General features: G+C 66.8%; 8 protein-coding genes and 1 pseudogene. 8 read left to right on the forward strand and 1 reads right to left on the reverse strand.

Annotated elements, in window-relative coordinates; translation table 11 throughout:
• Window positions 1-291 precede the first annotated feature (291 nt).
• From AC27L4_RS33115 to AC27L4_RS33125, 3 genes are all read left to right on the forward strand, one after another.
• Window positions 292-642 (forward strand): hypothetical protein, encoded by a 351-nt coding sequence (locus tag AC27L4_RS33115; protein ID WP_487146967.1) that lies wholly within the window; start codon window positions 292-294, stop codon window positions 640-642.
• Window positions 643-800: 158 nt separating this feature from the next.
• Window positions 801-7343, forward strand: coding sequence for an RHS repeat-associated core domain-containing protein (locus AC27L4_RS33120; RefSeq protein WP_487146968.1), 6543 nt, complete (start codon window positions 801-803; stop codon window positions 7341-7343).
• An 8-nt stretch (window positions 7344-7351) separates the two neighbouring features.
• Window positions 7352-7915, forward strand: coding sequence for a hypothetical protein (locus AC27L4_RS33125; RefSeq protein ID WP_487146969.1), 564 nt, complete (start codon window positions 7352-7354; stop codon window positions 7913-7915).
• Window positions 7916-8477: 562 nt separating this feature from the next.
• On the opposite strand, the gene AC27L4_RS33130 is transcribed toward AC27L4_RS33125, so the two are convergent.
• Window positions 8478-9593, reverse strand: coding sequence for an IS110 family RNA-guided transposase (locus tag AC27L4_RS33130; protein WP_487146970.1), 1116 nt, complete (start codon window positions 9591-9593; stop codon window positions 8478-8480).
• Window positions 9594-9849: 256 nt separating this feature from the next.
• Between AC27L4_RS33130 and AC27L4_RS33135 the strand changes: the two genes are divergently transcribed.
• From AC27L4_RS33135 to AC27L4_RS33155, 5 genes and pseudogenes are all read left to right on the forward strand, one after another.
• Entirely contained in the window at window positions 9850-11076 is a 1227-nt protein-coding gene (locus AC27L4_RS33135; protein ID WP_487146971.1) for an ISAzo13 family transposase, read from the forward strand.
• A 6-nt stretch (window positions 11077-11082) separates the two neighbouring features.
• Window positions 11083-11271: pseudogene (locus AC27L4_RS33140) on the forward strand (transposase); the annotation flags it as partial.
• 193 nt (window positions 11272-11464) lie between these two features.
• Window positions 11465-11704 carry a GNAT family N-acetyltransferase gene (locus AC27L4_RS33145; RefSeq protein WP_487146972.1) on the forward strand — a complete coding sequence of 80 codons (240 nt, stop codon included), beginning with the start codon at window positions 11465-11467 and terminating at the stop codon, window positions 11702-11704.
• Between the two features lie 233 nt (window positions 11705-11937).
• Complete coding sequence (locus tag AC27L4_RS33150) at window positions 11938-12156, forward strand: hypothetical protein (protein ID WP_487146974.1); 219 nt, start codon at window positions 11938-11940, stop codon at window positions 12154-12156.
• Between the two features lie 293 nt (window positions 12157-12449).
• Window positions 12450-12871 (forward strand): hypothetical protein (locus AC27L4_RS33155; RefSeq protein ID WP_487146975.1); only part of this gene is annotated, 422 nt, incomplete at its 3' end.

The following is a 12871-nucleotide window of genomic DNA, read 5'->3' on the forward strand; positions in this document are numbered from 1 at the left end:
CCACGAAGGGCTGCACGACGAAATGGGTGATGTGCGACATGCCGTCCCCTGCTGTTGCCGTTCCGTGAACAAAAAGAGAACAATGCCTCCGCCGAGTCAAGCCGGAGACGCCGGTCGCGGGGCGGGCATGCGCGTTTACCGAAAAATCTGTGCCCCGCCACCCTTGTCGATATTCTGAAAATCAGAAATCATGAAACCGCACCGAAGCCGGCTGGCGCCGGCTCCGGGCGCCGTTTGCCCGTCCGGCCGCATCGGCCGGACGCCCGCCACCCCGCAGCTTCGCGAGGCGCCATGCTGCCCTTCACTCCCCGCCGCAATCCCTTCGGCCTGAACGAGCTGCGCATCGGCCATGCCGTCGTGCCGCGCGGCGGCGTCGACGACGCCGACATCCTGCAGGACATGCGCGACGCCTTCGCCCGCGACCTCGACCGCTGCCTGCAATGGCTCTACCGGCGCGGCCGCGACTTCCGCTTCGCCGCCGAGGTCGAGCTCGACCCGCGCGAACTTGTCGAGCTGGTCCGCCGGGATCTCGAGGAGCAGTGCCTGGCGCCGATCGTCGCGCGCATCGAGGCCCTCGGCCACGCCGCGCCGCCCGCCGTCACCGGCCGCACCCGGCCCGGCCTGCACGGCGCCGCGCCATGAGCCGGCCGCGCGACGAACCGCCCTGCGCGCCGCCCGCGGGCCGGCCGCAGACCGCGACGACCCCGCCCGCGATCCACCGCCCCGCGCCGCCCGGCCCCGTCCGGCCGGCGCGGGGCTTCGTCCGCCGGCTTGCCCGGCATTTTGCACCAGGAGGTCTCATGACCACACGATCCGGCGCGGCCCGCTTGCGGGCCGGCGCCCGCGTGCTGCTGACCGCCGCCCTGGCCTTCGCGATCGGAGCCGGCCCCGTGGCCGCCGAGATCGCCAGGCCGGCGGCCTCGGCGCCGCCCCCGGCCGCCACGGCCGGGCTCACCACCCCGCCCCCCACCGCCCCGCCCGACCCGGCCGCCGGCGCCCCGCCGGTGCCGGTCTCGGATCCGATCAGGTCGGCTGCCGGGGAGAATGCGGCCAAGCCGGCAGAGCCGGGCGCGGCCACGCCTGACGCCGAGGCCGCCGCGGACACAAAGGCGTCCGCGGAAGAGGCTGCGAAGGCAGGCGAGACACAGACGGACGCGCAGCCCGCACCCGCCGTCGCCGCATCCACCACTGCGACGAGCGAAGACCCGGTCGCGGCGCTGACGGACAGCACCGGAACGACCGGCAAGATCCAGCCTGCCCCATCGAACGGCTCGTTCACGCACCGGGTGCCGATCGATGTCCCGGCCTTCCACGGCATCGAGCCGAAGCTGGCTCTGGTCTATGATTCCAATGCCGGCGCCCGCGCCGGCGGCTGGTCGGCCGGCTTCGTCGGCGTCGGCATGCGGCTCGCGGGCTTTTCCGACATCGCCCGCGTCACCCGCGGCGGCGGCACGCCGCGCTTCACCGCCACCGACACCTACGCCCTCGACGGCGAGGAGATGGTCGCCTGTTCCGGCGCCATGGACAGCCCCGTCTGTACCACCGGCGCGGAGACGGGGGTGACCTACTACACCACCCGCGTCGAGAGCTTCCTGCGCATCCGCCGCGGGGCGGACGGCTGGACGGTGACCGGCCGCGACGGCACGGTCTCGACCTACAAGCCGGCCTCGACCTGGGCCGCGACCGACGCCGACCTGCCGCTGTTGGCCACCGCGGCCCGCTGGCTGCTCGCCAGCGTCACCGACACCAACGGCAACACGGTCAGCTACGGCTACAACTGCCCGGTCGCGCCGGTGTGCTGGCCCGACACCATCACCTATAAGACGAGGGACCCGGCGCCGGCCGACGACCCGGTCACCATCGTCTTCCATCGGGAGCGCTCTCCGGCCGAGGCCTGGATGACGGTGGCCAACGGCGCGCTCAAGCCGCTGAACGCCAACGGCACCATCGACCAGACGGACAAGTCGCTCTCGCTCCTCGACAAGCGCCTGACCGCCATCGACATCCGGACCGGCGGCGCCCGCGCCCGCGCCTATGACTTCACCTATGACCAGAGCGCCGCGACCGGCTCTTCGCGCCTGCTCAAGCTGACGCAATACGGCAGCGACGCCGTGCTGGCCGATGGTCACGTCACCGGTGACACGGCGCTGCCCCCGACCGAGTTCGCCTATCAGGGCGGGCAGTTCTGGTGGGGCGAGCCGCAGGACTCCCTGTTCGCGCACGCCTTGGGAAGTTCCGGCGCCATCGGCGTCGCGGACGTGAGCGGCGCTCAGGGGCTCGGCGTGGCCACGTTCCGGGTGACGCCCGAGAGCGTCTGCACGAGCGAGAACTGCACGACGACCCCGCAGCGCTGCACCGTCTATCCAGGGTTCGGTTCGGATCCGGCGGTACCGACGACGTTCGACTGCCCGGCGACGGAAACGCACCTGAAGTATGAGAGCGGAGATCCTTACGTCGAGGTGATCAACCATGGCTATTCCGCAGGCCCATTGATCGACATCGACGGCGACGGCAAATCAGAGGTCGTTATCCACGATACCACGTCCGGAGGCAGCGGTCGTTCCACCAAGCTGAGGGTGGGCGATCAGGACCTGGCCTCGATCACGGACGATGAGCGCGTGATCGGCGTCCTCGACTTTGACGGTGACGGCGCGCAGGAGCTGCTCATTGGCGACTGGAATCAGACGCGGCTGGTTTCGCCGCGCCCGATTCCGCCCAGTGCCGGGATCACCGTTCCGGTCACGCAGCAGGAATCCCTGATCGACATGAACGGCGACGGTCGAACCGATCTCGTCAGGGTCGATCAGAAAGCTGACGACAGAATCGAAGTGACCTATGCCCTGTCCTATGGTGCCGGCTTCTCACCGCCGCAAGTCATGGCGTATTATGGGCATTTGGGAACATTGCCACCTTGCCAACCATACGGGGATTATTTCGGGTATTATAGAAAGATCAAACCCGCCGACGTCAACGGCGACGGCAAGATGGATCTCGTCATCGTCGAGTCCAACAACACGAACAAGGCCGACGTCGCCGTCCTGATCTCGACCGGCACGGGCTTCGTCCACAAGATCTGGGCGACGGACGTCCCGTTCGATATCGCTGTCACCGGCAGCTGCCAGCCGCCGCTGCTGGTCGGCGACGTCGACGGCGACGGCCGGGCCGACGCGGTGGTCAACCGGGACTATTCGAGCGCCAGCCAGGACGCGACCATGCTGACCTCGACCGGATCCGGCTTCGTGGTCCGGCCCCTCGGCGTCTCCATCTTTGCCCTGGTCGACGTCGACGCCGACGGACGCGACGACCTGGTCTGGAACTCGCCGGATGTGACCAGGCCGAGCGGCCGGGTCTCGTTCCCGCGGGAGTCGGCGACCGACTTCCCCGATCTGCTGACCTCTGTGACCGGCCCGCTCGGCGGCCAGACGCGCATCGCCTACCGCCCGTCCTCCGGCGTCGTGCACGGCGTGATGCCGGGCATCCTGCAGGTGGTGAAGTCCCTGACCCTCGACGACCGCCGCGCCCAGCCCGGCTCCTTCGGCACCACCACCTATGCCTTTGCCGGCGGCCTCTACTCGGCGGTGGAGCGGCGCTTCCTCGGCTTCCGCACCGCGACGGCGGACCTGCCCTGCAATGCCGGCGAGACCGTCTGTCCGCGCCGCATCTACACCTTCCGGCAGGACCCGGCCGCGGCCGGCAAGCTGGAGAGACTGGAGGAAACCACCAACGAGCCCGGTGCCAGGGCGCTGGCCGTCACAACCGAGACCTGGAGCGTCAAGGCCAGGGACGGAACCAGCGACGTGCTGACCTCGCAATGGCCGCTGCCGGCGGGCACCGAACTGACGCTGCCCTACACCGCCGTCAACACCGCCAGCGAGAAGCAGATGACATTCGAGGGGGCGACGCGCACCACCCGGGTGCGGCGCGACGTCGATGCCTACGGCAACCTCATCACCCTCAACGAGGACGGCGACGCCGACCGCGACGGCGACGAGCGGCTGACCGTGACCGAGTTCACCCCGAACACCGCCGCCTACATCGTCTCGGCCCCCAGCCGCATCCGCGTCTATGCCGGCAAGCTCAGCTCCGATCCGCTGCTGGCGGACTCGCTGATGATCTACGACAACAACGCCGCCTACGACATGGCTCCCGGCAAGGGCAACCTGACCAAGACCCGCCGCAAGCTGGTCGGTGCCTCCGGCTACGCCTGGGTCACCGCCGCCGAGGCCGTCTACGACGGCTACGGCAACCCGACCGTGGCGATCGACGCGCTCGGCAACCGCACCGAGACCGACTACGACGCCACCTATCACCTGCTGCCGGTCGAGGTCCGCAACGCCAAGGGCCACGTCGTCCGGACCAGCCACGACACCCAGTGCCAGAGGCCGCTGACCGTCACCGACGCCAACGGCCAGCAGACGACCTATGCCTATGATCCCCTGTGCCGCCTGACCCAGAAGACCCAGCCGCTCGGCGCCTATGAGCGCTACGAGTACATCGCCGTCGGTCAGCCGGCCTCGCAGCGGATCGAGGTCTACAGGCCGCAGTTCGGCGGCGGCGAGACCTTCGCCAAGACCTTCTTCGACGGCTTCGGCCGCACCTGGAAGACCTACGCCAAGGCCGGCGCATTGGTCGCCGAGAACATCAACACGCTCACCGATTACGACAAGCGCGGCACCGTCGCCAAGGTCAGCCGGCCGTTCTACGGCACGGAGACGCCGCAGTTCACCGCCACCGCCTATGACGCCCTCGACCGGCCGGTGACCGTCACCAACCCGGACGGCAGCTCATCGACGCTGGCCTACCACGCCTCCGACATCGCCGGCACCTGGCTGCACGGCTTCCTCGCCGCCACCGCCACCGACGAACTCGGCCGCAAGACCGTCACCCACACCGACGCCTATGACCGGACCGTGCGCCAGACCCGTTTCCGCGACGCGGCGGGGACCGATCCCGTCCACCGCTCCCTGGTCTATGACGGGCTCGGCCGCCTGACCGAGCTCCGTGATCCGGCCGGCGCCAAATGGACCAACGTCTTCGACACGCTCGGCCGGCGCGTCAGCGTCGACGACCCGGATCTCGGCCTCTGGACCTTCAGCTATGACGCGGCCGGCAACCTGACGCGCCAGACCGACGCCAGGGGCCAGCAGACCGCCTTCCTCTATGACGCGCTCAACCGCGTCCGCAGCAAGATCGTCCATGCCGAGCTCTCCGCCGGCGACCCCGGGCGCATCACCACCACCTACGCCTATGACGAGGATCGGCCGGGCTTCTCCAACGTCGGCAAGCTGACCACCGTCTCCGAGCCGGCGACCGCGACCCTCACCACCGACTACGACGCCCTCGGCCGCGAGGTGAGGAAGACCCTGGCCGAGCCGGGCCAGGCCGTGCCCTACGTCACCACCACGGCCTACGACGCCGGCTCGCGCATCCTGCAGCGCGGCCTGCCGGACGGCTCGACGGTCGGCGGCACGACCTCGAGCACCTGGATGCGCTACGACCCGGCCGGCCGTCTGGTCAAGGTGCCCGGCCTGGTCGATGCCGTCACCTACGACGCTTCCGGCCAGCCGCTCGTCACCCGCTACGCCAACGGCGTCACCACGTCAGCCGGCTACGACCCGGCCCGCGGCTGGCTGACCGGTCTCGCGCACGCCCGCGGCACGACCACGCTGCTGGGCCTGTCCTACACGCGCGGCCCGACCGGGCGCATCGACGCGATCACCGATGCCGGCACCACCGTGCCCGCGGGCAGCCCGGCCCCGGCCGAGGCCTGGACCTACGGCTATGACCGCCTCGACCAGCTCACCCTGGCCCGCAACGACGTCACCGGCAGCTACACCGAAAGCTACGCCTACGACCTCGCCGGCAACCTGACCTCCAAGACCGGCATCGGCGCCTACGACTATGCCCTGCCCAGCCAGGCCCGGCCGCACGCCCCCAAGACCGCCGGCGGCTACGCCTTCACCTACGACGCCAACGGCAACCTCACCGAAAGCAGGCTCAACGGCCAGCTCCACCGCAGCTACGCCTGGGACGGCGAGAACCGCCCGACCCGCATCGACACTTACGACAGCGCCGGCGTCCTGACCCGCACCTCGACCTTCGTCTACGGCCCGGACGGCGCGCGCCTGAAGAAGATCACCCGGGCCAATCCGCGCGGCTGCAGCCTGGCGCTGTCGCAGCAGCCGGAGGAGACGACGCTCTACGTCTTCGGCGACGAGCGCGTCACCTACTCCGCCTCGACCAATTCCTGCGTGCCGACCGCGGCGACCTGGGTCAGCTACCCCGTGCCGGCGATCAAGCGCGAGGCGGTGCCGGGCCGGCCGGTCACGGTGACGACGCTGCTGAAGGACCATCTCGGCTCGATCCGGGTGGTGACGGACGCGGGCGGCGCCGAGGTCAGCCGCAGCAGCTACGCCCCCTACGGCTTCCAGCGCGGCGCCCAGGACGCGGCGGACGGCTCGAGCCGGGAGGCCAAGGCCTATATCGACCAGCGGCTCGACGAGACCGGGCTCTTGTACCTCAACGCGCGCTACTACGACCCGAGGATCGCCCGCTTCGTCAGCCCGGACTGGTGGGACCCGACGCAGGAGGGCGTGGGGACGAACCGCTACGCCTACGCGGACAACAATCCGGTCAATGTCAGCGATCCCAGCGGGCACGTCGATATCGGCTCGGTGCTTAGAGAGCACGCTCGGCTTTGTGGCCCGGATTGCCAACTCGATAACGAAATCCAGCGAGCAGAAATGCAGGAAGGGCTCGCTGTGGCGCTCGAGGTAGTGGGCAATACCCTCGATGCCGCCGGGCAGGCAGGCATGGCTGAACCCCATACAGCGGGAGTCGGCCGCATGGCGATGGAAGGCGGCATGTTCATGAAAGCCGCAGCGATGAGCCTCCGGGTAGTGTCCAAGGCTAATATTGCGGCGAAAACACAGGCACTGAAGACTGCACAAATCTTGGCTCGAGCGGAGAAGGCGGCCGAGCCAGGTGCTCAAGTGATTGGAACTGCAGCCAGAATGGCGAAAGAAGTAGGCACAAAGGAAGCAACCAAAATTGCCAGAAAAATTGAGAATTCCGTTACAAATCATCTCACAAAGAGCGATATGACCGGCGCTGTACGAGACATCATGGGAAACCCTGTCGTGCTGGGCGGGCGTCAGTACAACCACTATATGGAGGTTCAACAAGCACGAGCGTCCTTGTTGAACCAACGAACTGCGCTCGAAGGGATGCTCCGCGACTCAGCGTTGACGGACGTCCAACGACGGAGCATCAATGATACCATAGGTAGTATTTCAGAGCATGTTGATCGTGTCGACAAAACCCTGAATGACGCAAACCCGTAGGACGAACAATGCTTGACGCGCGCGAAGCTGTACGCCGAATACAAGATGGGAAGATCCTCTCGCCCAGAGAGATTAATGAAATACGTTTACGCCTCGCCGAAGGCTGCGAAGATGCGGAAGCGCACAATCTGGTGCGGGCTTTGGCGCTGAGCGTTGAGCCTAGTCCGGCTGACGTCGGTCTAGTTTCGAAATATCTAAATATCGATGATGATTACGCCCAGTTGGGAGCCATTTACGCTCTATGCTCATATTGGGATTTAGCAAGAAGCTACATACCAAAAATTATACAGTTGTCGAGCGCAGATGGATGGTTAGAAAAACCGGATCTCGCCTATGGCGCTATCATGGCACTCGGTGACCTATTCTTCAAACACAAGGAAAAGGAGGCTCTCCGAGCGCTGCTCAGCCTGCTAGATTCAAGTTCCAGCGTACACAGTCAAGACTATCGCAGGAACCTGCTAACCGGGATAGCGACAGCGTTGCACGGTGGTGTGGGGGCATTCAAAATGGGTGAGTTTCATGCTCCGACGGAGAGTGCCCTTCTGAAACGAGCCCACCTTGTCTTGAGCTAACTGTCAACTGTCGTGGCCTTCCGAACTCACCGAGGCGGAACCTACTGCGGTAGGGCTCGCCTCGGTAATCGGGGCAAATATGAATGCGGCGAGAGATTAGCAGGCTGCTGAAAAACTGCTTTGTTCACGGGACGTGCCGCAATCGGAATGAGTCCGAAGCCGAATCGAACCGGGTACATCGGGGACTTTTTCAGCAGCCTGTTAGGGCGTAAACTCATAAAATGGTTTGGTGTTTATGGCGAGGCGTGATTCTCATGTCCATTTTCAAGAGGCTTTGGCAAGCAGATCTGTTCCGCGGCAGCGGCCTATTCAGTTTGTCCTGCGCATAGCCGGAGGCGAAGGCTTCGAGACGACGGTTGATCAGACTCTGATGCGCGGGTTGGCTACCGCAAGACCGCGTTTTCGTCTCGGGCCTGCCTCTGTCTCAAGCCGGGCGTCGACCTTTCGATCGGCCACAGAATCACAGCGAGGATTGCCCTACCGTGCCTCCGCCTCCGGCGATGAGCAGATGTTCAACGACGGATTTCGACAGTTCTCCCTCTTTTCGGCAGCCTGTCTTCTTTCAGGCGGCGGTGATGGCGGGATTTGTCGCAATGGCCCAAACAAATGCGGCGAGTTCGCGCGCGATGGCGACGCAGACGACATTGATCGGCTTTCCAGCCTTCGCAAGTCGACGATATCTCGCGCACAGCCGCACCTGCGCCTTCCAGGCGATTTCCTTGACAGACTGCGGCAGGAATTCGTTGCGCTCCAAAATCGCGAGTCCGACGCGCGCCGGTGTGCGATATGTCCAGGCGCCTTCGACGAGCATGCGCCGCCCGCGCGTGTTGCCCGCCTTCGTTATGCCGCCACGCGCCGTCTTGGCGCCGGACGACCGCTCGCTTGGGCACAGCCCGAGATAAGCCATGAGTTGCCTCGGGTTGGAGAAGCGGCGGAAGTCGCCGATTTCGGCGACCAAAGTCATCGCCGAAATCGCGGCGATGCCGCGCAAGGCTTGAATGGCCGCGACGACCTTCGCAAGCGACCAGGAGGGCAGAAGCTCCTGCATCTGCTTGGCCAGCCGGTCGCGTCGCGCCAGCGCCTCCTCCATTGCCTGTACAAGCTCCTCGAATGCGATCTGCCGCGCGGGATGATCAAACCGCTGGCCAGCAAGCCATTTGCGATATTTGCCGCTCCAATGTTTGCCGTCTGAATAGACCCGATCGTGCCGCAGAAGAAAGCCGGTCACCTGTTGGCGTGCTCGCCGCAAGGTCTCCACCGCCGCCTGCCTGGCGCGGCATAGGTCACGCATGGCTTCGTGCGCCTCGTCGGGAACCCAGACCGGCGTCAATTCGCCCGACCGGAACAGCGAGGCCTGGGTCACCGCATCGCGGCGATCCGTCTTCACCCGGTCGCCGGGCCGAGTGGGCACCAGCGACGGCACCACCACCACGCATTCGTGGCCGAGCGCGACGATCTGCCGATAGAGCCCGTAGCCGCAAGGCCCGGCCTCATAGCAGAACGCCAATTGAGCGTGCTTCTTCGAGAGCCGCTCCACCAGCCTGGCGACCGCCTCCGGACGGCTCGTGATCTCGCCCAGGAACCGTGTTTCGCCTCGCCGCCCACCTTCGGCGATCGCCACCGAAATCGTCCGCTTGTGCGTATCCATCGCCACGAAAGTCGTTGTATTTTGGTCCATGGCCCGTTCCCCATGCATGAGGCTCTGACCGAAGAGCCGGTCAACCCTCGTTGTTGCATGCCGCGGAACGGGCCGCCCAAATGGACATAGCGTCTCATGCTCGGGATGTGGACCGAGCAGAGCCGCGGCCGGATGGCCAAGAAGATCAAGCGCTACCCGTCAGACCTTAGGGGCCGGAAGGGAATAGGCGAATCGGTTGGGCTTTTTGGTGATGTCGTGGGATTCCTGTCGGAGGCAGAGTGTCGTATCGTAGGGAATGATTGACGAAGTTTCCCTGCGCAAGCGCCAGTCTGCGCTTCTGCGGCACCTTGACGAACGGCAACGGCGGTTGTTTGCGGCCAGCGAGGCGAAGGCGGCCGGTCATGGCGGCATAGCGGCGGTTTCGCGTGTGACGGGCATCGCGCCGAGTACGATCGGGCGCGGGTTGAAGGACATCGCGGCTCCTGCGTCCCTGCCGGAAGGTCGCGTTCGTCGCCCGGGCGGCGGACGCAAGTCACTGGTTGAGAAAGCCCCCCAGTTGCTCCTTGATCTGCTGGGGCTGGTCGAGCCGGGCGCGCGCGGGGATCCGATGTCGCCGCTGCGCTGGACCTGCAAGAGCACCCGTCGCTTGGCCGCTCAACTCGGGGAACTTGGCCACAAAGTCAGCCACACGGTGGTCGGAGAGTTGCTGAAGGCGGAAAAGTTCAGCTTGCAGGCCAATCGCAAAACCCTGGAAGGCGCGGACCATCCCGACCGCGACGCTCAGTTCCAGGTGGTCAACGCCGCGGTCAAGACCGCTTTGGCGGACCAGCAGCCGGTCATCTCGGTCGATACGAAGAAGAAGGAACTGGTCGGCGACTTCAAGAACGCCGGCCGGGAATGGCGGCCCCGAGGCGATCCCGAGACGGTGCGCGTGCACGACTTTCTCATCCAGGAACTGGGGCGCGCCATTCCCTATGGCGTTTACGACCTCGCCGCCAATGCGGGCTGGGTGAGTGTCGGCATGGACAATGACACCGCGGCTTTCGCCGCGCAGACCATCCGCCGATGGTGGCGGGAGGTCGGCTGCTGTCGCTATCCCCTGGCCAGGCGCCTGGTCATCACCGCCGATGGTGGCGGCAGCAACGCCTCGCGCGGACGCCTTTGGAAGCTTGAATTGCAGCGCCTCGCCGATGAACTGGGTCTCTCGATCGAAGTGCACCACCTCCCGCCGGGAACAAGCAAGTGGAACAAGATCGAGCACCGCCTGTTCTCGTTCATCACCCAAAATTGGCGCGCGCACCCCCTCGTCAGCTATCGCGTCATCGTCGATCTGATCGCCTCGACAACCACGAAGACCGGGTTGAAGGTCCTGTGTGAACTCGACACCAACACATATCCCAAAGGCATCGCCGTCTCCGACGCCGACTGGCAAAACATCAACATCCGCCGCCACGATTTCCACGGCGAATGGAATTATACAATCGACCCATCAACCCAAATACCAGAAGCGGTTATTTCCTGACAGGCCCTTACGGATGAAGAGTGGGTGGAGATTGCGCCGCTGATGCCCAAGCCGGGGCGTCGCGGCCGGCCGCGCGAGGTGGGCTTTCGCGAGGTGATCAACGCGGTGCGCTATCTGGTGCGCTCTGGCTGCGGCTGGCGGATGCTGCCGATCCACTTTGGAGCTGTCGTCGGGCGCTGGCGCTTTGCTGCTGGTGGAGACGGCAACGCGATCAGGCTGATCGATGGATTCTCGGGTTTCGATGAAAAGATCAATGCGAGTCTGGAGCTATGGCTAGGCCGTCTGTATCCCCAAGCCAAATGGGGAGACCCCGACCCTATACTTTGCTATCGATCCCGTGCCATCCCGGCTGCCCGCAGCCGGGCCCTTTGCCCCAGGGGAGCCCCCCATGCCCATCCGTCCCGAAGCGCCCCGCGACATCGCCGGCATCCGGGCTCTCGTCACTGCCGCCTTCGCCGAAGCCGCCCACAGCAGCGGCACCGAGGCGGCCATCGACGGCCGGGCCGGCGGCTGGCACGGGCTCGGCCCGCTCGCGGTGCGGCCGGACCGGCAGGGCCGCGGCATCGGCCAGGCGCTGGTGCGCGAGGGGCTGGCGCGGCTACGTGCTGGTCGGCGAACCCGGCTATGACGGCCGCTTCGGCTTCCACACGCAGCCGCGGCTCACCGTCGAGGCATCCCGCCGGACTATGTCCAGGCGCTGGTCTTCGGCGGCGCGGCGCCCGAAGGCTGCGTCGGCTGCCGCCCCGCCTTCACGGCGTCGTGAAGGCGGAGCCTTGCGAGGACTCGCGTGCAGTTCCTTGGGGAACAGCCGTTCGGCTGCCGCCTGCCGTAACTGGAGGGGACTTCGACGGAGAGCTGATCATGGGCGAGATCGGCAAGCAGGGAAGCGCCGGCCAGCGCGGCGCCGGGCTGGACGGACGTGTCTCGGCCGGATCGGCGGGTGGCATGCCCGGCGACGAGGCCGGCCGCGGCGGTTCCGCGGCTTCGGCGGCGATGACGCCGTCCGGGCCGGCGGTGCGCGCGTCGCCGGCCTCGCGCCGGCGCCGGCGGCGGCCCTGGGCGCCGCGGCCGGCGACCTGATCGCCCGCACCGTCGGGCGGGACTGCCCGTGCCGGCGGATTCCGCCTGTGCGACCATAATTTCCGCTACGCAACAATCCGAAACTGCTGTAGGTTGCTCGCGCAACGTTCCGGATATGTCGGGCGCAGAAAACCGGCAATTGGCGGAGCGCTGCCGGTCGAACTTTATGCCACATCCGACTACCTGCTGCTAGGCTGGGCGCGGCAGCTCGTTTGCACTGAAGCAACGGAGCACGACCATGTCGCAGCCCACGGACCTCGTTTCCGCAACGGATCTGCTTGTCTCCAGCCTCGATGCCCCGCCGCCGCTCGGCGAGCCCGCCGGGCCCGGTGCATGCCGACGGCAGCGCCGATTCCCACGCGCCCGACGGCGCTGACGAGGCCGGCCCGCAAAGCTCGCCGATCGCCGCCGGAGACCGCAACGCCGACAGGGTCGGCCAGCCGGTCGGCAGCGGCGCGCCGGCGGACGCGGCGAGCCCGCATGCGGGCGGCCTCGCCGACGCGCTGGCCGTGACCGCCGACGACGGCACGGCCGCCTTCGCCTTCGCGCCGATGCCGGCGGCCGGCCATTCGGCCCCCGTCGATGCGATCGGCCTCGGCCCGCATCCGGCGACCGGCGGCTTTGCGTCGGATTGGCCGGTGGCGCCGGACCCGGACGCGACGCCGACCATCCACAAGACCACGGCCGAGGCCGCGGTGCAGATCACCCGCGACAA

Source organism: Labrys sp. Lb11 (genome assembly GCF_057554225.1).

Excerpts from the sequence above, each read along its gene's own strand:
- AC27L4_RS33150 (WP_487146974.1), top strand. The coding sequence starts at position 11,938 with ATGGGCGAGATCGGCAAGCAGGGAAGCGCCGGCCAGCGCGGCGCCGGG.
- AC27L4_RS33120 (WP_487146968.1), top strand. The coding sequence starts at position 801 with ATGACCACACGATCCGGCGCGGCCCGCTTGCGGGCCGGCGCCCGCGTG.
- AC27L4_RS33130 (WP_487146970.1), bottom strand. The coding sequence starts at position 9,593 with ATGGACCAAAATACAACGACTTTCGTGGCGATGGATACGCACAAGCGG.
- AC27L4_RS33135 (WP_487146971.1), top strand. The coding sequence starts at position 9,850 with ATGATTGACGAAGTTTCCCTGCGCAAGCGCCAGTCTGCGCTTCTGCGG.
- AC27L4_RS33125 (WP_487146969.1), top strand. The coding sequence starts at position 7,352 with ATGCTTGACGCGCGCGAAGCTGTACGCCGAATACAAGATGGGAAGATC.
- AC27L4_RS33115 (WP_487146967.1), top strand. The coding sequence starts at position 292 with ATGCTGCCCTTCACTCCCCGCCGCAATCCCTTCGGCCTGAACGAGCTG.
- AC27L4_RS33145 (WP_487146972.1), top strand. The coding sequence starts at position 11,465 with ATGCCCATCCGTCCCGAAGCGCCCCGCGACATCGCCGGCATCCGGGCT.